The sequence below is a fragment of the Microbulbifer sp. MI-G genome (assembly GCF_030440425.1).
In the GTDB taxonomy this organism is placed as follows: domain Bacteria; phylum Pseudomonadota; class Gammaproteobacteria; order Pseudomonadales; family Cellvibrionaceae; genus Microbulbifer; species Microbulbifer spongiae.
The window spans coordinates 1,474,884-1,493,231 of the sequence record NZ_CP098023.1 but is presented as its reverse complement, the minus strand read 5'-3'; the positions used below and the strand labels follow the sequence as shown (position 1 = coordinate 1,493,231).

The 18,348-nt window shown below is 50.2% G+C and carries 22 protein-coding genes; 13 read left to right on the top strand and 9 right to left on the bottom strand.

What is annotated here, in order from left to right; genetic code table 11:
- Window positions 1-16 precede the first annotated feature (16 nt).
- Entirely contained in the window at window positions 17-841 is an 825-nt protein-coding gene (locus tag M8T91_RS06340; RefSeq protein ID WP_301417914.1) for an RHS repeat-associated core domain-containing protein, read from the top strand.
- A gap of 71 nt (window positions 842-912) precedes the next feature.
- Here the strand turns inward: M8T91_RS06340 and M8T91_RS06335 are convergent.
- A protein-coding gene (locus tag M8T91_RS06335; protein ID WP_301413808.1) for an IS5 family transposase occupies window positions 913-1,688 on the bottom strand; the annotation gives its coding sequence in 2 pieces (ribosomal slippage) (window positions 913-1,373 and window positions 1,373-1,688; 777 coding nt in all).
- A 153-nt stretch (window positions 1,689-1,841) separates the two neighbouring features.
- Between M8T91_RS06335 and M8T91_RS06330 the strand changes: the two genes are divergently transcribed.
- The 3 genes from M8T91_RS06330 to M8T91_RS06320 all read left to right on the top strand — a co-directional run bounded on the left by M8T91_RS06330 (window position 1,842) and on the right by M8T91_RS06320 (window position 3,355).
- Window positions 1,842-2,144 (top strand): hypothetical protein, encoded by a 303-nt coding sequence (locus tag M8T91_RS06330; protein WP_301417912.1) that lies wholly within the window; start codon window positions 1,842-1,844, stop codon window positions 2,142-2,144.
- Between the two features lie 67 nt (window positions 2,145-2,211).
- The gene (locus tag M8T91_RS06325; RefSeq protein ID WP_301417910.1) at window positions 2,212-2,871 is read left to right on the top strand and encodes a hypothetical protein; all 660 of its coding nucleotides are present in this window, start codon (window positions 2,212-2,214) and stop codon (window positions 2,869-2,871) included.
- 13 nt (window positions 2,872-2,884) lie between these two features.
- Complete coding sequence (locus M8T91_RS06320; RefSeq protein ID WP_301417908.1) at window positions 2,885-3,355, top strand: hypothetical protein; 471 nt, start codon at window positions 2,885-2,887, stop codon at window positions 3,353-3,355.
- A 218-nt stretch (window positions 3,356-3,573) separates the two neighbouring features.
- Here the strand turns inward: M8T91_RS06320 and M8T91_RS18875 are convergent, their stop codons facing one another.
- Window positions 3,574-3,753, bottom strand: coding sequence for a SymE family type I addiction module toxin (locus tag M8T91_RS18875; protein WP_367317758.1), 180 nt, complete (start codon window positions 3,751-3,753; stop codon window positions 3,574-3,576).
- 97 nt (window positions 3,754-3,850) lie between these two features.
- Here M8T91_RS18875 and M8T91_RS06315 point away from each other — a divergent pair, with 97 nt between their 5' ends.
- From M8T91_RS06315 to M8T91_RS06295, 5 genes are all read left to right on the top strand, one after another.
- Entirely contained in the window at window positions 3,851-5,056 is a 1,206-nt protein-coding gene (locus M8T91_RS06315; protein ID WP_301417906.1) for an RHS repeat-associated core domain-containing protein, read from the top strand.
- 10 nt (window positions 5,057-5,066) lie between these two features.
- Window positions 5,067-5,345 carry a hypothetical protein gene (locus M8T91_RS06310; RefSeq protein ID WP_301417904.1) on the top strand — a complete coding sequence of 93 codons (279 nt, stop codon included), beginning with the start codon at window positions 5,067-5,069 and terminating at the stop codon, window positions 5,343-5,345.
- A gap of 363 nt (window positions 5,346-5,708) precedes the next feature.
- The gene (locus M8T91_RS06305) at window positions 5,709-6,194 is read left to right on the top strand and encodes a hypothetical protein (protein ID WP_301417902.1); all 486 of its coding nucleotides are present in this window, start codon (window positions 5,709-5,711) and stop codon (window positions 6,192-6,194) included.
- A gap of 499 nt (window positions 6,195-6,693) precedes the next feature.
- A complete protein-coding gene (locus tag M8T91_RS06300) occupies window positions 6,694-7,092 on the top strand; it encodes a hypothetical protein (protein WP_301417900.1) in 399 nt (132 codons plus the stop codon).
- Window positions 7,093-7,102: 10 nt separating this feature from the next.
- Entirely contained in the window at window positions 7,103-7,477 is a 375-nt protein-coding gene (locus tag M8T91_RS06295) for a hypothetical protein (RefSeq protein WP_301417898.1), read from the top strand.
- Between the two features lie 69 nt (window positions 7,478-7,546).
- On the opposite strand, the gene M8T91_RS18870 is transcribed toward M8T91_RS06295, so the two are convergent.
- Window positions 7,547-7,714 (bottom strand): SymE family type I addiction module toxin, encoded by a 168-nt coding sequence (locus M8T91_RS18870; protein ID WP_367317748.1) that lies wholly within the window; start codon window positions 7,712-7,714, stop codon window positions 7,547-7,549.
- 47 nt (window positions 7,715-7,761) lie between these two features.
- On the bottom strand, window positions 7,762-8,286 hold the full coding sequence (locus M8T91_RS06290) for a hypothetical protein (protein WP_301417895.1): 525 nt from the start codon (window positions 8,284-8,286) through the stop codon (window positions 7,762-7,764).
- 515 nt (window positions 8,287-8,801) lie between these two features.
- On the opposite strand from M8T91_RS06290, the gene M8T91_RS06285 reads away from it, so the two are divergent.
- Entirely contained in the window at window positions 8,802-10,205 is a 1,404-nt protein-coding gene (locus M8T91_RS06285; RefSeq protein ID WP_301417893.1) for a S1 family peptidase, read from the top strand.
- 369 nt (window positions 10,206-10,574) lie between these two features.
- Here the strand turns inward: M8T91_RS06285 and M8T91_RS06280 are convergent, their stop codons facing one another.
- From M8T91_RS06280 to M8T91_RS06270, 3 genes are all read right to left on the bottom strand, one after another.
- Entirely contained in the window at window positions 10,575-12,239 is a 1,665-nt protein-coding gene (locus tag M8T91_RS06280; protein ID WP_301417891.1) for an aminotransferase class V-fold PLP-dependent enzyme, read from the bottom strand.
- Window positions 12,236-13,024 (bottom strand): TatD family hydrolase, encoded by a 789-nt coding sequence (locus M8T91_RS06275; protein WP_301417889.1) that lies wholly within the window; start codon window positions 13,022-13,024, stop codon window positions 12,236-12,238. The genes M8T91_RS06280 and M8T91_RS06275 overlap by 4 nt, the downstream gene beginning before the upstream one ends.
- 319 nt (window positions 13,025-13,343) lie before the next feature.
- Window positions 13,344-14,579, bottom strand: a complete 1,236-nt coding sequence (locus tag M8T91_RS06270) for a cation:proton antiporter (RefSeq protein WP_301417887.1) — start codon at window positions 14,577-14,579, stop codon at window positions 13,344-13,346.
- Window positions 14,580-14,808: 229 nt separating this feature from the next.
- Here M8T91_RS06270 and M8T91_RS06265 point away from each other — a divergent pair, with 229 nt between their 5' ends.
- Both M8T91_RS06265 and M8T91_RS06260 read left to right on the top strand, forming a co-directional pair.
- Entirely contained in the window at window positions 14,809-15,897 is a 1,089-nt protein-coding gene (locus M8T91_RS06265; protein WP_301417885.1) for a PA0069 family radical SAM protein, read from the top strand.
- 52 nt (window positions 15,898-15,949) lie between these two features.
- Window positions 15,950-16,222: a GIY-YIG nuclease family protein gene (locus tag M8T91_RS06260; protein WP_301417883.1), complete on the top strand. Its 273-nt coding sequence runs from the start codon at window positions 15,950-15,952 to the stop codon at window positions 16,220-16,222.
- Window positions 16,223-16,376: 154 nt separating this feature from the next.
- Here M8T91_RS06260 and tmpT read toward each other — a convergent pair whose 3' ends face one another.
- Complete coding sequence (gene tmpT, locus M8T91_RS06255) at window positions 16,377-17,015, bottom strand: thiopurine S-methyltransferase (protein WP_301417881.1); 639 nt, start codon at window positions 17,013-17,015, stop codon at window positions 16,377-16,379.
- A 160-nt stretch (window positions 17,016-17,175) separates the two neighbouring features.
- Entirely contained in the window at window positions 17,176-17,871 is a 696-nt protein-coding gene (locus M8T91_RS06250; protein ID WP_301417879.1) for an SDR family oxidoreductase, read from the bottom strand.
- A 54-nt stretch (window positions 17,872-17,925) separates the two neighbouring features.
- Here M8T91_RS06250 and M8T91_RS06245 point away from each other — a divergent pair, with 54 nt between their 5' ends.
- On the top strand, window positions 17,926-18,246 hold the full coding sequence (locus tag M8T91_RS06245) for a DUF3301 domain-containing protein (RefSeq protein WP_301417877.1): 321 nt from the start codon (window positions 17,926-17,928) through the stop codon (window positions 18,244-18,246).
- The last annotated feature ends 102 nt before the right edge of the window (window positions 18,247-18,348 follow it).

Sequence of the window (18,348 nt, the reverse complement as noted above, 5' to 3'; positions counted from 1 at the left end):
AAGTCTACGCGTTCATATGAACGGGCGGATTTACGATCCGGCCCTGGGGCGGTTCCTGAGCCCGGACCCGTTTGTTCAGGCGCCCGGCAACAGCCAGAGCTGGAATCGCTACAGCTATGTGGTGAATAATCCCCTGAGCCTGACAGACCCCAGTGGGTATTTTACGGAAGATATCGAAGAGGTGATGGTAATTGGGGGACCCTTGCCTGAACCCAGTCTCTCTGGTGCCTTCTGGTATAATTTTGGTGGTAGTACTGGTGGTGGTAGTGGCAGCACTGTTGGCGGTATCGGCGGCACTGGCAGTAGCTCTTATTACAGTGAATGGTATAGGCAATGGCTTCAGGATACTGAAAATGCCAAAGAAGCTGCACAAAAAGGGCAAGCTGAAAAAGAATATGAATCTCTTAGGAAATCATTGCTTATGCGCGCTGCGGATAATCCAAGTGTTATCTTGGATTTAAGTGTCACCGAGCTAAATATAATTATAACTTGGATACGTTATAGAACGATTGAGGAACCACGCCACCCCTTTATGAGTCACGAGTTTAAAGAACAGTTTGGATTTTATGATACTATGCTCTACGAGGAGATATCTCTAGTAAGTAGACAGTTTGATGTGGGAGGCAGCGTTACAGCATTCGGTGGACATATAAATTATCTTGCTGTGGGTATGTTAGCGGCACATTATGGTCCTAACCATATTCAAGCACTTCCTGGTTTTGTGGTTGGTCATAATTTCAAGCAAATATGGCAGGGCGAAGGCTGGCGAAATTTAAGTGACATTAATCCTGGTACAAGGTGGGCTCTACTTGGTGCCTCCCAATATCGAATTAGGGATTAGAAAAGGTAAATATTATATGAAAACGACGTTGATTATAATCCCTATCCTAGTTGCATTTTTTTATTATTTTTCTAGGGCCTGTTCACACTAATTAAAGTATCGGCAATAAGCGCAAAGTGAATAAAAAATGTGAAAACGACATCCAGTTTGTCAAAACGAGAGAAAATTCTTCTGAAGCCCTTCAGGCGTCGAAACAGCCTCTCCACTTCATTTCGTTTTTTGTACGCCTCCACGTCGTATTTCCAGGTGCTCATTCGGTTACTCTTCGGTGGCACGACAGGTTCCATGCCCAGATCGAATACCAACTGCCGGGTTTCATTACCCTCGTAGGCCTTGTCCATGATCACTTTGGCACCATCCCAACCGCAGTTCTCAAGGCTTTTCAGCAGCTTTCGGCCCTCCGGAGCGTCTCCAGCCTGCCCCGGTGACAGAGAAAATACTACGGCGCGGTTGTGGTCGGCTGCAACCATATGAATCTTGGTGGTCCATCCTGCTCGTGATTTGCCGATAGATTGAGGACCGTTTTTTTTAACGCGCCAGTACCATCTGGATGAACTTTAACAGCCGTAGAATCAAGAGAGATATGATCGACCTGGATATTGATCACATTATTTTCCTGGAGGGCCAGAAAGACCCTATCCAGTACACCTTGTTTGGCCCAACGATTCGCCCGCATGTAGACGCTGTGCCAACGGCCGAATTTCATCGGCAGACCTCGCCATTTACAACCATGCTCGGCTATGTAAAGAATGGCGTTCAGCACTTGTAAGTTGGATATTTTCACGTTGCCGCGCTGGAGGGGCAGAAAATCTTCGATAATTTTGTATTGTTGCGCTGTAATTTCCATGAAGGGATTATACAGGATTTAGTGTGAACAGGCCCTAGTACAAAAAAAGAGTATTGCAACAACCTCAAAGCAATAGCCATAGATAATAATAAGATAGAGTATTTAGAAACGTGGGCTAACAAAAAAATATCGAATAAAAAATTTCTTAGTTCTATGGGATGGTCAGGCAGATCTAGTGCACAAGAAAATTCAGAGAAATTTTCTAAGTTAGAATTAGACTTAGATTTTTTAGGAATTGACCCAAAATATGCATGGATACAATTGAACCGCCTTGTTAAGGATAGAGATAATTATTTGGACAGTAAAACTATTAAGTCTGTAAGTTTTGGAGAAGGTAGGAACAGCATTATAATAAAGATTGGTAAATCCTCAGAATATGGCATTGATGATATTGATAGTATAAAAGAAAAGTTACTGCAAATCAATAGTAAGATTTCCGTTTTATGTCGCTCTTAGCCTCACCTAGAGAGAATAAGTTGAAAGAACGAAATTTATAGAAGAGGTGATAGTAATTGGGGGACCCTTGCCTGAACCCAATCTCTCTGATTCTTTCTGGTATAATTTTGGTGGTAGTGGCAGCACTGTTGGCGGTATCGGCGGCACTGGCAGTAGCTCTTACTACAGTGAATGGTATAGGCAATGGCTTCAGGATACTGAAAATGCCAAAGAAGCTGCACAAAAGGAGCGGACTTGGGGCAGTTACTTACCTGGAGTTGAAGCTGGTGATTTAGCTGCTCAATATTGGGCTGATATAGCGGTTAGTTCGGGTCACCCTTTAGCATTCTTAGCGCACGTTCCAGGTGTTTTTGCGGCACTTTGGACCGATCAAACTGCTGCTACCACAGCTGTTACTTTAGGTACAGCTGGACTGGGATCGCTTCCAAGTGTTGGCTCAAAGCTAGGTCAAAAATTATTTTTGAGCGAAACATTCGGCATAACTTCAACTAGATTATCTTATAGTGTTACTGGAGTCTCAGGCTCCTTTAACGTTACTGGTAGCTTGTTTAAAGTTGGATGGAGTAGTGTTTCTAGAAATGGAGGGGGAATGATGCTTCGTGTTGGTCTTGGTGGTACGGGGAATACAGCGCGCTTTCACTTCTATATGCCAGGTTCTTTTGTGCCTAATTCTTTTGCTAATGGTTCTATTCAACTGAAAAGAGCCCTCTATAAAATGGGGCAATAATAAGATTTTGAGTATGAATAACAATGTAAAGCTGTTGGATCATGCATTGGTCGACTTGGGGCAATCGGTGGTTAAAGAAAGTCCTCTCTTTCAAGTAGATACTGAATTTCTGGATGATGATTTTACGAGGGTACATTCGGTTAATAATACTTCGATCCCTCTTACTATCGATTTTTTGAATGATGGGATCGAAGTCCATTTAGGTGGAGCCAGTGAGGTGTTTTCCTGGGGGAGAGATTACCTTGAGAAGAGGTCTGATGAAGTTTTAAAAATGCTAACTTTGTTGTTGGTATCAAATATCCAGGTTGTTTCTCATGGAGATAGCTATAAGAAGTTTGTATTTAAGGAGGCTTCTACAAATAAGGTCCTGAAAGAGGTGAAGGTGTTTGATGGGTTTCTTGTGAATCCTTTTAAAAAAAGTGAGCAACTGTTCCCGGCGATTATCTGCAGTCCTGAAAGTGCTAAATCTGGTGGTCGCATGTAACAAGAAAATCTCTAGAGCGCTAACTATTAATAGTTAGCGTTCCAATGGCCGCATAGCATGTTCGACCTGACGCTGGGCGATAATGGCATCAATTCCCGAATCACCGTGTCCTTGTCTTGATCATCAAAATGTAGCGTTCCACAGTATAGCTTCCCGCATTTTTAATGCTTATCATAAACCCCGGCAGAGTGATCTGCCAGGGCTTGTTTTTGGCATACTTATTCAGCAGTCAATACCAAACACCGCTCCATCACCCTGACCTTGGTCGGTGTATCCACCACAAAGCCGGCCCGTTCAAGCCAGTGGCCCCTGATTGTGATCCATGGCACGGAGCGGCTGGCAGCATAGGGTGACTGTTTCTTAAGGCGGTACTCATAGTAGGCCTCCTGGACTTTAATATAGCGCTCCTGACAAATTTTACTGTTGCGCAGGCGCTGGCCTGACGCACCCTTGGCAACCGCAAGCAGCTGGTGGGACCCAAGCCGGCAACAGCTGGTGACTGAAAAAACCTTTATTCTCGAAGACTATGAGGACTTGCTGCCCGGGGATGATTCGGATTACCGGCGTATCCAGAAAGCCACTATCGACAGCAGTGTGCTGCATATCAGCGCCACGGAGCACACCGGCCTGCCCCTGGCCACCCTGGAATACCTGCACCGGGACCACCTGGGTTCTGTGGAAAAAATCACCGATGCGGATGGCAATCTGTTAACCGGCGCAACCGGCCGTTTTGCCTATGACCCCTTCGGCGCACGCCGGGAACCCGACTGGAGTGGTACCCTGGGAGCCCAACTCCTCACGGATTTATTGGCCAGCCAGGGATTGAGTACCAAGCGTGGCTTTACCAACCACGAGCATCTGGACAGAACCGGCCTGATCCATATGAACGGGCGTATTTACGACCCGGCCCTGGGGCGGTTCCTGAGCCCGGACCCGTTTGTTCAGGCCCCCAACAACAGCCAGAGCTGGAATCGCTACAGTTATGTATTCAATAATCCCCTGAGCCTGACAGATCCCAGCGGGTATCTTCCTATGGATGAAGTAACCGTAGAGGGCAAAAGATTACCGAGACCTATTGATGGACTTGAATGGGATTATCTTTATGGAGACTATTTTGGCGATGGTAGTAGTTCCTACTACAACACCTGGTATAATCAATGGAAAGACCGATCTTCTAAGGTTGTACCGCGAAAAGAGGATACTGAGAAAGCCATAGAGGTTGCACAAAAGGAGCGAAGTTTTTGGGATAACCCTGGCGCGTATTTGCCATCCCTCCCTGATGGCCTTGTGAATGCAGCTGCCGGTTTTGGTGATGGTTTTTCGTTTGGGCTTACTGATGTTGTCAGGGATTGGGTGGGGACAAACGGTGTTGTAGATCAGTCTTCTTCTGAGTATGGGTTATCTACAGTTGCAGGACAACTGACTACATCAGCAATTCTTATTGGCGGTGTTCTTCTACGACCTTTCACCGCTCAGTCACAAGTCGTTACTCAATGGACTACAACTGGTCAACTCGGTGCAAATACGAGGTGGGTAATGACGGGAGGGAACTCCTACAGGAACTACGTAATGGCTGGAGGGCCTCAATTACAAGCTTCATATTCTCAGTCTGTGACGGCTGCGGTTTCGGGTAATAGCTTGAGATGGCCTTCAGGTGGTGAATGGTTTAAAGGGTTTCTTGGACAAAGAATATTGAAGTAGGTGAGTAAGAATGTTTGATTTCAGCTTTAGTTTTTTATTTCTTGGTGTAGGGTTGGCTATAGATATTTTATCTTGCTTGCTCAATTCTAAGAAGGTTATAAAACATGGTGGAATGTCTGGCATACCAATTGTTTCGCTTGTTATTTATCTATTGGTTTTCCTGTGGGATAAAGAGCTAATTATTCTGGCAAAGTTTATTGATATTTTATTCTTTGTTGGGGTTCATGTTTTATTGCAATACGGGATACCGGTTTTTTTACAGAAGTTATTGTCAACGAAAGAAGCTTAATATTCGAAGCCCCAATTAAGATACGGGGCTTCTTTGTATGCAACAGGAAAACCGGTACCTGATCGAAGCCATCGAAGAAGCGGCACCACCGTTTTACCCGCTAATCAGGAGGGGCTGCCCCCCGCTTTGCGGTCAATGGTCAGTAGAACACTAATCTGTGAGAGGCATTGCCACTGGGAAAGTATGCCGGTAAAGTAAAACCCGCGTCGGAGCAAAAAAGTTGGTAAGAACGCCGTTCGCCGAGAAAATGCTCTTTAAGTTGCTGATCGCATTGGGGAAAATCGGTTTGTAGCTACGATATTGTGTCGGTGTCATGCTGTTGCACAAAAGATAGGCGGGTATTTTAGTGAGCATTGGCATGACTTGATTGGTGAGTTGTCGAACTTGATAAGTTCAGACGGAACAGTTCAGCTAGGATTGCTAAGTAGTTCACTAGTTGGTTGTGGTATTTCTTTTTGCCTAGAAGGTGGTGGTGCATTTGGTTTATCCATTGATCCAAGTGATTTATTTAACTCGAAGGTCTATTTGCAACTTTCTGGTGTATTTGCGGCAGGATTAGGAATTGGTGGTGCTGCTACCAGGGGAGTAAGCTTTGGCAAATCACCTACTCAGTTGAAGTCTGGGTTTTCTACATCTTCAAGTCGTACAGCAATTGGATTTGCAGCTATACCCTGGGATGTTGGCGGGCCAGCGGGATCATATGCCGTGGATTATGCAAATGGGGCAATTTCAGCTGGTGGGTTTTTAGGTGCCGGCCTAGGGATCGGAGCTGGAGTGGCTATAGGTGAACGAAGAAGTTTAAATGTTGTTTCGCCTTCTCTGAGAGACTTTATAGCATTAGAGTTATAGAAATGAGATTGATTCTAGTTTTACTTGTATCTGTTACCTTAGGTAAAATAGCCTACATTTACACTCCTGAGATGGGAGCCAATCTGACTTTGCTTTTGTTTATAATCTTCGGGGCGCTTCCGTATATCGCATTATTAGTGCGATCCAATTATTTTAGAAAAAAATTGAATCTTGGGCAATAAAAAACAATATATCGATTGTAGACATGCAAAACAATAATCTATTTAAAGGCAGGTTGCGCTGGAAGGTATCAGATATTCAAGATGTATTTGTTTTGAAGGGGAATGATGCTGTGTATTGGGTTGCCTGTGGATCATGGTTTTTGGGGTCTTTCAAGTGCGGGTTGAGGATTTATAAAGAGTCTAACGGGAACTTAAAGATGGTTGCCTCTTTGTAGATTAAGTTATTTGCACAAAAGGGGAGTTACCTGGATAGAATTGGCCAAGCAATTCAAAACATTTTTATCAAAAATCAACTTCCGTCTGCCCCACAAGGAGCTGTGGACTATTTGGCTGGGTTAGGTGATGGACTATTATTAGGATTTGGCGATGATATTCGAGGCGCGTTAAATATTGGTGGCGTGAATACTGAATCCGGTCTGTATCTAGCAGAGGAAGTAACAAGCTATGCAGCTGGAGTTGCAAGGGTTGGGTATGCTGCTACAGTCAAAATTGGTGCGCGGCTGGCTCCTTCTGGAACTGCTGCTAACGTCTTCAGGAATAATATGAAGGGTCGCTTCAGGTTAGGAACTTTTCGCAGCTATAGGTCCCTCTCCTATTCTCAGGCTTTGAGTCGTTATGGTAGCGATGCAGCGGTACAAGCTGCTGCAGGAAGAACGAATATCTATTTCAACATTTATGGTGCTGGCATTCTAGCTGGTGGTGTGTTTGGAAACTAGAGGGCGGAATATGCGTACCTACCCAATTAAAAGCACGGAAGGCACTATGTACGCTTTTGAAGTAGAAAGTGTATATATATCGGTCAATGGTATTGCATCGATATTATCCACGGTTGATGGCATATCTGATATGCTGCAAAGGAAAGCTTTTAGTTCTGAGGAAAACCTTGTTTCCTTCCAATTCCAGGGAGAGGATTGTGTGGTTTGGGAACCATACGGAGATAGTAGCCGCTATTGGATTGGGCCGAAAGAACCTGAGCCATATACAGATTTTTCTGATGTGGAAAAAGCTTTCGAGCGATATCAACCATTTATCATTAGGAAGTTAGTTGGTGACATCCTGACTCTGAAATTTTTGCCTCATTCCATGTTCCAACTATTATAAAGCTATTTTTGGATACTTGACCAATAAAAGCCCCAGCAAGAAAACTTGCCAGGGATTTTGTCTTTACATCTATTCAGCAGTCAATACCAAATACCCCTCCATCACTCTGACCTTGGTCGGCATATCCACCACAAAACCGGTCCGTTCAAGCCGGTGGCCCCTGATCGTGATCCATGGCACTGGGAGGCTGGCAGCATAGGGCGACTGTTTCTTGAGACGGTACTCATAGTAAGCCACCTGAACTTGACATCTAGCAATTACACTGCATCCAGTGTGAACAGGCTCTACTGAAAAGTGGTAAACATTACCGATGCATCCTCCAGGTTATCCACCAAAATTGCAGGGTACGGATAATTGTTGGGATCTGAGCAATCCAACGCAAGATAGCCATTTGAACTTGTATTCAAGTAGTAAGAGCCATTCTCCGAAAAATTAACCTGCACAAAGGTTCTTGGGTCATTGAGCAATGTACCCAGATCTGTAATAGTAGCTGGATCTACTCCCCTGAATGTTTTCAGGTCAGAATATACATCAAGGCCGGTTATATAAAATTTTTCACCGTTAACTTCTTTAAAAAACATCCAAAATCCTGTACGGGTTACACTACTGAAGATGTGATAGGCGCTCAGCGGTTCGCTGTAATGATCAAACTCCACTGTTCTTTCATCAATAGTTAACTCAAGGGGGACAAGGCTGCTATGTGATAAATATATTTTGGGAATGAACACTACATCCACTGAACTGGCAAAGCAAGCCGGCATGAAAAAAATAAACAGGAGCGTGGATATAATATTAACCATAGTTTTCATAGAGAGATACCTATAAGTACAAGCTGGATTCTATAAATAAATTCGCCCAAGAAAATCAATATTTTTTGGCGATTCATAATTTGAAATATTTGGTTAACCCAAAAAAATCAGATGCTAAAATTAATTTAAAAAATGCTACTCCTCCTTGAATTAGCGCAATATTGAAATTGATCCGAAAGAAAATATCCCTTTCTTTTATTGAGCTTTTGATCTGCATCAATTTTAAAATAATTTGGCATTGAATAGACTGCCAGGGCACACAAACTCGCGTGTGCACTGCCTGGCTACTTCCAAGAGAATGCTGTTTGTGTGCTAAGGGACTTACAATACTGAGCCTTTCATAAATCCTACCCTACAGCTCTTACCTTTCAGCATTATATATTTATTGAGATAGAAAAGTAATCCGTGTTCATGACCTCATGACTATGTTAAGCTCAGCAATTATTATTTCTTAATCATGTTCTCTGCAGTACAGGTGAATGTAAAAATACATTCGTCTTGAAAAGGAATTATTTATGAAGAGAATAATCAAAGCTTCTTTATCAATGCTGGCATTACTTTTATTAGCGGGGATGGCAAGGGCTGAAGTTGATATTCCCAACAGTCAAGGTCATGATTTTTATCGATCAATTGGCATGTTAAGAGGAGCGCTTAGGTGTTCCGCTTCCTTTGTCCAAGTCTCGGAGAATACACAGGCTCCTGCTTATTTCCTGACTAATGGGCACTGCGCAATGGACCCCTTCCCTTCGGCTTCAGGGAATAAGGTGCTTTTGAACAAGCCAGTTGATTATACTGTCAAATTTAACTACTTCACTGACACAAAAGAAAATGCCAGCATTGCGCTTCATATTGACAAATTGATTTATGCCACTATGAAAGAGACAGATTTTGCGATTTTATCTGCAGGGGCATCTGTTCAGGAATTAATAGAGCTGGGCCTAACTCCTTACAAACTGTTTCAGGAACCCCAACAAGGGGAACCCATAACCGTTGCAGGCATTCCCGTAGCGGTGGATGCGCTGCAATTATCAACCTGCCTCGCAGATAGGACACTGGATGTCGTTGAGTATCACTGGCATTGGTATCAGATGGTTAAAAACAACTGCAAAGGGATCGCACCAGGAAGCTCTGGTTCCCCTGTATTTAACCAGCACTTGGCAATGGTGGGCATTATTAATACCACATCTATCGGTCATGTGGGAGAAACCTGTTACAACGGCAATCCTTGTGAGGTGGATGAAGCAGGTGCGCATATTGATGCGGGGAAAAGCTATTTTATACCCTCTGAGCACTTTACAGGGTGCTTCAACACTGATTCTGGCTTATTCGATCTAGATCAATTCTCATGCCGGTTGCCTACCCCCCCCTCTGTTGAGATTGAAAATTATCCTTATTTCTTTAGTGGTCTTAAAGCAAGCAATCAGTATTGGAAATTTACGCTTAAAGATCAGGAGACCAGAGTTCGATATAAAGAAGTGCGTTTGTCTGATCAAAAAGAATCTTGTCAAGACATCAATGGTTACAGTGAGCCGGTATCAGGTATGACAGATTTTTCAGGCTGGCCCATTGCTGTCGATCGAGAGGGCGTTCATCAATTTTGCCTGATTAAGGCCGGTGACAGTGACGAGCCATTACCGGAAGTGATTCAGGTTTTTGTGGATAACACGCCGCCTTTAGAGGCTCCTGAGGTATTTATTTCACCCAATAAAACCGCATTTCAGCCGATCTTCCAACCCCCGGAGTACAGCGACTTCTATTATGCAACAGGAAAGCCTGCTGAGCTGAACTGCGAAAAGGTTACCTATCAACGCTACTACAGGATTCCAATTCGTATTACTGAGCATCCAACCAAGGTGTGTTTGTACGGGCGTGATTACGCCAATAATGAAAGTCAATATTATGAATACATTGTTGAGTAGATCGGATCTCTCAATACACTGAATGCCCGGGTTTGTTGGAAATTGTAGTGGTTACTATTCCCGGACACCAGTATCGGTAATTAAGTCACCGCCTGAAATAAAGGACAGCAATAAGTAGATATCGTCACTCCTTCTCCCTGGGGTTCAAGCTGGATGCAGCTCGTACGGTCGCAGATCAAGGTTATTCAATTTCAGCGCGCACGCCCATGGCTTTCCAGCTCCTCTCCAGGGAACTGTTACAAAATGTCTGGTCAATCACGAACTGCCTATTCGCCGGGTGCCGCTGCTGCGCTTACTGTTCGGCTTGAAGCCCCTCACAGGAAAACGCAGCCCGGCAGCGGGCAGCCTGGCCCAGGGCACCTGAAGGCATCATTTCTGGGCCAGGCTGGCCTCCACCTGCTGCAGGGCCCAGCGCATCAAGGCGTAAAACCCATTGCTGCGGGACTGGCTGAGGTGTTTACCCAGCCCCAGCTCTTCAAACAACCGGGGCAGGTCGAGCGCGCCGATCTCCCCGGCCGTGCGCCCATCAATCTGTGACAGCAGCAGTGCCCCCAGGCCCTTGACCACACGGCTGTCACTGTCCAGCTCAAAGAAATGGCGCCCGCCCTCCTGCCGGTGCACCAACCAGGCCTGGGATTCACAACCCTGTACGAGATTTTCCCGGCGGCGAACTTCCGGTTTGTGGCGAATCACCTTGCCCCAACGCAACAACTCCCGGTAACGATCCTGCCAATTGCGCTGGGAGGCTAGGTGCGCCAGTGACAAGCGGGTCAAGTCATCCCGCTGCCCACTGCCACTTTCCCGCTGTAACTGCCCCGCAGTTGGCCGGTGAAAATCACAGTATGCCTCCAGTGCCTGTAACAAAGTCCGGATATCGCTGTCGGTATTGTAGGCCGCAACAGAGGCACGCACCGTGACCGGATTGCTGCCAGCCCGGCCCAGCAGTTGCGCACAGTGGTGCCCCACCCGTACGGCAATGTCCCGTTCATCCAGCCAGTGCATAAGATCGGCGGCACTGCCCTGTACCGGCACAAAGGCCGCAATACCCAGGTTGTTGCGGGCCTGGCTCACCAAGTGAAAGTCTGGCGATGCCTCCAGTGCGCGATGCAACCTGTGCACCAGCTTCTGTTCGTGCGCGGCCATAGCCCCGCGATCCTGCCGGGCAAGAAATGCCAGCACGGCCCCAAGCCCGGCAATCGCCGCCAGCGGAGAGGTGCCGGCTTCGAATTTATGCGGTAACCCGGCGTAGCGGCTGGTCTGTAGCCCCACTTCTGTAATCATCTCACCGCCGCCGAGCCAGGGGGGCATGGCTTCCAGCAATGCTTCGCGACCGTAGAGCAATCCGATACCGGTGGGCCCATAAAACTTGTGCGCGGAACACACAAAAAAATCACAGCCAATTTTTTGTACATCAACCACTTCATGGGCCGCCAGTTGGGCGCCATCTACAATCCACACACTGCGTGTGTGTTGCACCTGCCGGCGCACCTGGGCCAGATCCGGACGCAGCCCGATTGCGTTGGCGCCTCCAGTGAGGGACACCACCCGGGTGCGCTCATTCAGCACGGTGCTGAGTTGGTCAAACCGGGGGACACCCGCCGTATCCGGCACAAAGCGCAGTGTTAATTGATAGCGCTCGGCCGCCATCTGCCAGGGCACGATGTTGGCATGGTGCTCGGCGGTGGAAATCACGATCTCATCGCCGGGGGCGAGGCCACTGCACAGGCAGTGGGCAAGCAGATTCAGGGCTTCGGTGGCACCGCGGCAAAAAACCATTTCATTGGGGCTGGCGGCATTGACAAATTCCGCTGCCTGCCCGCGCACCCGCTCCACCATTTCCGTGGCTTTACGGGCCAGCCGGTGACTGGACCTGTGGGTGTTGGCACTGCTGTGCATATAATAATCGCGCACGGCATTGATCACCGACAAGGGCTTCTGTGTGGTCGCCGCGTTATCCAGGTAAACCAGCCGCGCATTTTCCCCCTGGGCAAAGAGTGGGAACTGCCGTTTGAATGCCTCTGCCGAAAAGCTCATAGGGAAAATAACATCTCGGTATTGTGACGGGTTGTATTGGCAATCTCATCTGTAGAAACGCCGCGCAACTCGGCCAGCTCTGCAGCGATTAATGGCAGGTGTTCGGGACTGTTGCGCCGCCCCTGTCGGCCCGATAAGGGCATATCCGGGGCATCGGATTCCAGCAGCAGGCTCTGCAGCGGCACGCGGGAAAACGTGCGGCGCGTTTTCGCCGCACGTGGGTAGGTGACAGTGCCACCCACCCCCAGATAGAACCCCAACTGCCAGTAATCCCCGGCCATCTGCTCGCTGCCACTAAAGGCGTGCACAACTCCACCGCGGGGAGGGCGATAGTGTTTCAGCAGCCGCAACACGGCATTGTGTGTACGGTGTACATGTAATACCAGGGGAAGCTGCAACGCGCAGGCCACTTCTATCTGTAGCCGGAACACGGCCTCTTGCTGGGCCAGGGGGGTGTCTATGGCGGTGTCCAGGCCGCACTCGCCTACCGCCACACAGGCGTATTCGCGCACATGCGAGGTGAGGGCGTGACCGAGCTGATCCAGTCCCTCTGCCGATACGGTCAAATCCTCTATCCTGCCTACCCACCAGGGGTGAATACCCGCAGCCGCATACCAGCCCGGCTGGCCTTTGACCAGGTCTGCAAGGGGTTGCCACTGGGCCTCGCAAACGCCGGGAATAATCATCCGGCTGACACCGGCAGCCAAGCACCTTTGCCAAACCCGGCTCCTGTCCGGTGCAAAGGCATCAAAGTCAAAATGACAATGGCTGTCGATCAATTTCACTGAGCTCTCCGGGTTACCCGCACCCAGGTACGGGGCAATCACCCCCTCCCTGCCCGGTCTCAAACACCAAAGCCGCTGCGGGGCATTGCCTGTATTGTAACGGCCCGCACCCGCCTGAAAAAAGTAGCCTCGCCTGCCCCCCCGGCCTGTGAGCCGTTGGAAAAAGCCCCTGCGTAGCCACAAGATCCAGCCCCTCAAAACCGGTCTGCCAGTACCGGGCCTCATCGGGCCTTCCAACTGTTGCGAGCGGTTCGGCAATGCACAAGGGGTGCCCCGGCGTGCCGGGGCTGGAGAGAAACTCCCGACTGGGCGCTACCCTTTAGAGTTGCAGCTTTCTTATCAGGCGCGCACTGGTAGTACCCTGTACCAGCAGGGAGAAAAGAACCACACCGAACACCATGGATTGGATAGTCCACCAGTAAGGCAACTCAACCGGTAAAGACAGTACCAGTGCCACGGCAATAACGCTGTGCAAACCACCCCAGCTCATCAGCAGTCGCCAGGATTTTGGAATCGGCGGGCCAACAAATCGCGTGAGCGGTGCGACCAATACCACCGACAGCGCCCGCGAACCCAGGGCTGCCGCCGTTGCGATCAGCATCGCCAGCCACTGGTGCGTGAACATCTCAAAGGTAATCACCAGTCCCATGATGACGAAGATGATGGCTGTAAACAGCAATCCCAGCCACTCCCAGGTCGGTTCGGCGTCGGCGAGATAGGTTTTGCTCTGTTTGCGCAAACAGGAACGGGCCACAATGGCACAGATCATCACTGAAATAATGCCCGATACCTTGAATACGCTTTCCGCCAGGTAGAAGCTGCCAAACGCGGCAATGACCAGGGTCATCAGTGCCGCACTGGGGGAGCGCAGGAACAGGATCACCAGGGAGGTGACCAGGCCGAATACCAGCCCGCAGGCCACACCGCCAAAAAAAATCATACAGAAATACAGTGCTACCGAACCGGCACTCAATGACGGGGCCTCACTCCCCCCCTCCATCAGAGAGTAGGTTGCCAGCCCCAGCATCAGGGAGTAAAACACCACCGCTGCAGCGTCATTAAAAAGGCTCTCCCCTTCAACGAGGGTCACCAAATCCTGCCCACTGTTTGCCCGCCGCAATAAATTGACCACCGATACCGGATCGGTAGCGGCGAGGATCGCACCGGTCAACAGCGCTGCTGTCCAGGGGAATCCCTGAGGGTGTCCGATACCATAGTACGTGATTGCCGCGATCAGGAACGCACAGACAACCAGGCCCAGGGTAGAAAATAACAGGATCGGACCTATCCAGCGCTTCAATGCTTTTGGGTCCAGCTGCCAGGCCGATTCAAAAATCAGAACCGGCAGAATAACGAAAAAAACCAGATCACGCAGGCTGGTTGCCCGCACTCCGGTGTCGTACTCGATCACCGGCAGCAACAGAGCGGCCAGCACCCCGGCAACCAGGCAGCCGAGCGTGTTATCGATGCGCAGGATGCGTGCGATGCCCAGCCCAATGACCGCCGCCAGGGCCAGGTAAAGCCCCTGCCCTACAATGGTGACCAAATCACTCACGGGTTTGTCCCCTTGCAGTGCTTCAAACTGGCAATAGAAATATTAATTTTAATAGCTTTAGGCAATAGCTATTCCCCGGCTTTCCTCAACAGGCACACTTCAGAGACCAAACCCCGCACAATTGGGGCTTTCAACAGCCTTTTTCCCTGATGTGACTCCCCAAAGAATAGCTTGCGCAAAAGACAGACCTCACCATAGACTGTACATCCATACAGTTTGGGTCCCGAATATGTCCGATAACAACAGCGCCAACCCACTGCGTCACCACAAGGGGCGGGGTGCGGCCAGTAATATGGCCGGGCGTTTCACCGATTATTCAAGCACCCGCGAGGGGGATGGGTGGGCGGTCACAGCCGAACCGCTGGAGCGCCTGCTCACCGAGGCCATCGAGGAAAAAGCCCGATCGATCATTGCCACCAATCAATCGCCCGATATCCCCTTTACCCAGTCAATCAATCCTTACAGAGGGTGTGAGCACGGGTGTATCTATTGCTATGCCCGCCCGGCCCATGCCTACATGGATCTCTCTCCCGGCCTCGACTTCGAGAGCAGGATTTTTTTCAAGCCGAACGCCGCGACCCTGCTGGAACAGGCGCTGCGCAGGCGGAACTACCGCTGCAGCCCCATCGCACTGGGCACAAACACCGACCCCTACCAGCCACTGGAAAAAGAAAAAGGTATCACCCGGACAATACTCCAGGTGATGCAGCAGTTCCGACAACCGACAACAATTGTCACCAAGGGGCAGCTGATCCTGCGCGATTTACCGATTCTGGCAGAGATGGCCCAGGACAAGCTGGTCCAGATCGCCATTAGTGTCACCACACTGGATAATGCCCTGAAGAGAAAGCTGGAACCCCGCACGGCGGGCCCGTCTGCCCGGTTGCGTATCATTGAGCAACTGAGTGCTGCCGGGATACCCACGACAGTACTCGCGGCGCCAATGATCCCGGCACTCAATGACTGTGAACTGGAGGCTATCCTCACCGCTGCCCGCAATGCCGGCGCCGAGCACGCCGCCTACATCCTGTTGCGGTTACCCCATGAAGTGGCGCCATTGTTCCGCGAGTGGCTCGCGGTACACTACCCGCAAAGGGCCAGACACGTGATGAGCCTGATACGGCAAAGCCGCGGCGGGAAAGACTATCAAAGCGACTTTTCCCAGCGCCGTACCGGTACCGGGGTATTTGCACAATTATTGCGCCGGCGCTTTCATGTTGCCACCGGCAAACTGGGCCTGAATGACCGCCGCCTGTCGTTAGACTGCAGTGGATTCCGGCCCCCGCCCGAACCCGGCGAGCAGCGCGTGTTATTCTAGCGGCAGCAGAGGGTATGCACTATAAACAGTCTCTGGGCAGGTGAGCTACTGGATGCGTTGTTGGTTTGTCTATCTGATCCGCACGGGCAGCGGCACACTCTATACGGGGATCACCACAGATACCCGGCGGCGCTTTGCCGAACACTGTACCGGCGGCGCCAGAGCTGCCAGGGCCCTGCGCGGCAAGGGACCACTCACTCTGGAATACCAGATCGAGACACCGGACAAACCCACAGCACTCAAACTGGAAAGGGCTATCAAGCGGTGGCCCAAGCAGAAAAAGGAAGGGCTGATTGCCGGCACAGAGCCGCTGCCCCATGTATGATCCCGCCAACCGCAAAGCTGCGCATAAAACACATCAGGCACCCTGAAAAACCCGAACAGCACCGCCCTCTCCCAGCGGGCAGGCTGCGGTGTGTCACAGCGATAAAAAGCGGGGGGAATCAACACCCTCCCCCGGAGTGAGCAATCCTATTGCTCTATCTTGGGGTCAACAGCCAGGCCACTTCCTGTGCCGGCACCCGCCCTTTCAACCCCCCAGGCACCTCACGCTGGCGCAGCATCCTCACCTGGTAGTTTGCCTCATAGCAATCAAAGACCGCCCTTGAGCTAACCGAGAAAGGCGGCCCGGCAAGCAGTGATTGCTCATACTCAAAGGTAATCAACAATTGCGGGGCAGCACCGGTAATGTCCATCAAGTGCCCGCTATACGCTTTGCGCATATCCGCAGGCAGGGCCACCAAAGCCGCGCGGTCGTAGATGGCATCCACGGTGCCCAGTAACGCTGCATCGAGATCAAATATATCCCCCACAAAAACCGTCGTGTTATCCCCATGGTAGCGCTTAAGCCGGTGCACCCTTTCGGTTTGTGGTGTCACCCCCAGCTCTTGAAACAGCTGCTGCACAGCCATCTCACTCAGCTCGGCCCCGACCGTGTGAAGCCCTTTGGATTTCAGCCAGGCAATATCCCGGGTCTTACCGCAAAGGGGGAGAAAGACACGGTCCCCTTCGGACAGTGAAAGCTCGGGAAGGAGTTCCGCTAGCAGGGAATTTCCCGATTGTTCATGAAAACCAATGTCGTTCTTCTGCCACTTATCCAGCCAGAATGATTCTTTCATCGCACAACCTCTGCCTGCCCCAATCTGTGCCAACACCATTGAATGGGTCTCTGCCCGGCACCCGGATTCGCTGCCGGACACGGGGGGCTTTGTTACCGCTTCTCCCTTCGGTTTGGGCCCCGCAACCCGTCTACTTGAACAGGGATTCCAGGGGCGACCATCACCAGGGAATTTCACTGCCATCGTAATCGTAAAAGCGGCCGCTGTAAGTGATATCAGCTTCCAGCAGGATTTTTTTTAGGCCGTTGACACTTTGCTCGGCGGTAATCAGTGCCCCGGGGCCTCCCATTGCCGTTTTCACCCAGCCGGGGTGCAGCGCTATCACCGCAATGCCCCGTTCGCGCAAGTCGATGGACAGACTCTTGACTACCTGATTGAGTGCGGTTTTGGAGGTGCGATAGATATAGCCACCACCGGAGCGGTTGTCGGCAATACTGCCCACCTTGCTGCTCATCATGGCAATGACCTTGTGATCGCTAGCCGCTACATTGTCACAGAAGGTCTCCGACATCATGTAGGGCGCGATGGTATTGGATTCCAGCACCCGACACCACTCACTGCGATCCACCTTTCCAAAGCACACGCCCGGAGGGCCGTAATAGCCGGCATTGTTGAGCAGGATATCGATAGCTTCTCCCTTGAGCGCCTCGCCCAGGGAAAGCATTTGTGCCTGATTGGTCACATCGAGTTGGATCAGCTCTAACCGCGGGTGTGCCGCCTGCAGGGACTTGAGTGCATCGGCACTGTCCAGGTTCCGGCAACAGGCAAACACCCGCCAGCCATCCCTGACGAATTGAGTACACACCTCAAGGCCGAGGCCGCGGTTGCTTCCGGTAATCAGTATGGTGCCAGACATTTCAACTCCTTCAATGTTATTCTTGGACAACGCGATCATAGCAACTGTAAGGCAATGTACTACGCACCAAGTGATCTCTTCTGGCTTTTGCTGCTCGTTGCGGGGGCCTGGTATGTCTGGGCAGGTATGGCGGCAAAGGAACAGGTACGCCGGGCCGCTTCCGCTCACTGTAAGCAGTTGGGGGTGCAAATGCTGGATGACACCGTTATGCTGGTGCGAACCCGCCTGAAGCGTGACAGGCGCGGCCAGATAGCCCTGCAGCGCAACTATGAATTTGAATTTACCTCCACGGGGCAACACCGCTACTCCGGTGTGGCGGTTCTGCATGGCCGCCGTATTGAGCAGCTGCAACTGTCTCCACACCACCTGAGCTGAATGGTCACAGGGTGGCAAACCACCAACCGATTCCCTCCCCGTGAGGCTGAAAATACCCGGGTCGACTTCCACGGATTGCAGGCTGCGGCAAGGCCCCTGTAC

Excerpts from the sequence above, each read along its gene's own strand:
- M8T91_RS06320 (WP_301417908.1), top strand. The coding sequence starts at position 2,885 with ATGAATAACAATGTAAAGCTGTTGGATCATGCATTGGTCGACTTGGGG.
- M8T91_RS06265 (WP_301417885.1), top strand. The coding sequence starts at position 14,809 with ATGTCCGATAACAACAGCGCCAACCCACTGCGTCACCACAAGGGGCGG.
- M8T91_RS06295 (WP_301417898.1), top strand. The coding sequence starts at position 7,103 with ATGCGTACCTACCCAATTAAAAGCACGGAAGGCACTATGTACGCTTTT.
- M8T91_RS06285 (WP_301417893.1), top strand. The coding sequence starts at position 8,802 with ATGAAGAGAATAATCAAAGCTTCTTTATCAATGCTGGCATTACTTTTA.
- M8T91_RS06340 (WP_301417914.1), top strand. The coding sequence starts at position 17 with ATGAACGGGCGGATTTACGATCCGGCCCTGGGGCGGTTCCTGAGCCCG.
- tmpT (WP_301417881.1), bottom strand. The coding sequence starts at position 17,015 with ATGAAAGAATCATTCTGGCTGGATAAGTGGCAGAAGAACGACATTGGT.
- M8T91_RS06260 (WP_301417883.1), top strand. The coding sequence starts at position 15,950 with ATGCGTTGTTGGTTTGTCTATCTGATCCGCACGGGCAGCGGCACACTC.
- M8T91_RS06250 (WP_301417879.1), bottom strand. The coding sequence starts at position 17,871 with ATGTCTGGCACCATACTGATTACCGGAAGCAACCGCGGCCTCGGCCTT.
- M8T91_RS06245 (WP_301417877.1), top strand. The coding sequence starts at position 17,926 with ATGTACTACGCACCAAGTGATCTCTTCTGGCTTTTGCTGCTCGTTGCG.
- M8T91_RS06310 (WP_301417904.1), top strand. The coding sequence starts at position 5,067 with ATGTTTGATTTCAGCTTTAGTTTTTTATTTCTTGGTGTAGGGTTGGCT.
- M8T91_RS06330 (WP_301417912.1), top strand. The coding sequence starts at position 1,842 with ATGGGATGGTCAGGCAGATCTAGTGCACAAGAAAATTCAGAGAAATTT.
- M8T91_RS06290 (WP_301417895.1), bottom strand. The coding sequence starts at position 8,286 with ATGAAAACTATGGTTAATATTATATCCACGCTCCTGTTTATTTTTTTC.
- M8T91_RS06280 (WP_301417891.1), bottom strand. The coding sequence starts at position 12,239 with ATGAGCTTTTCGGCAGAGGCATTCAAACGGCAGTTCCCACTCTTTGCC.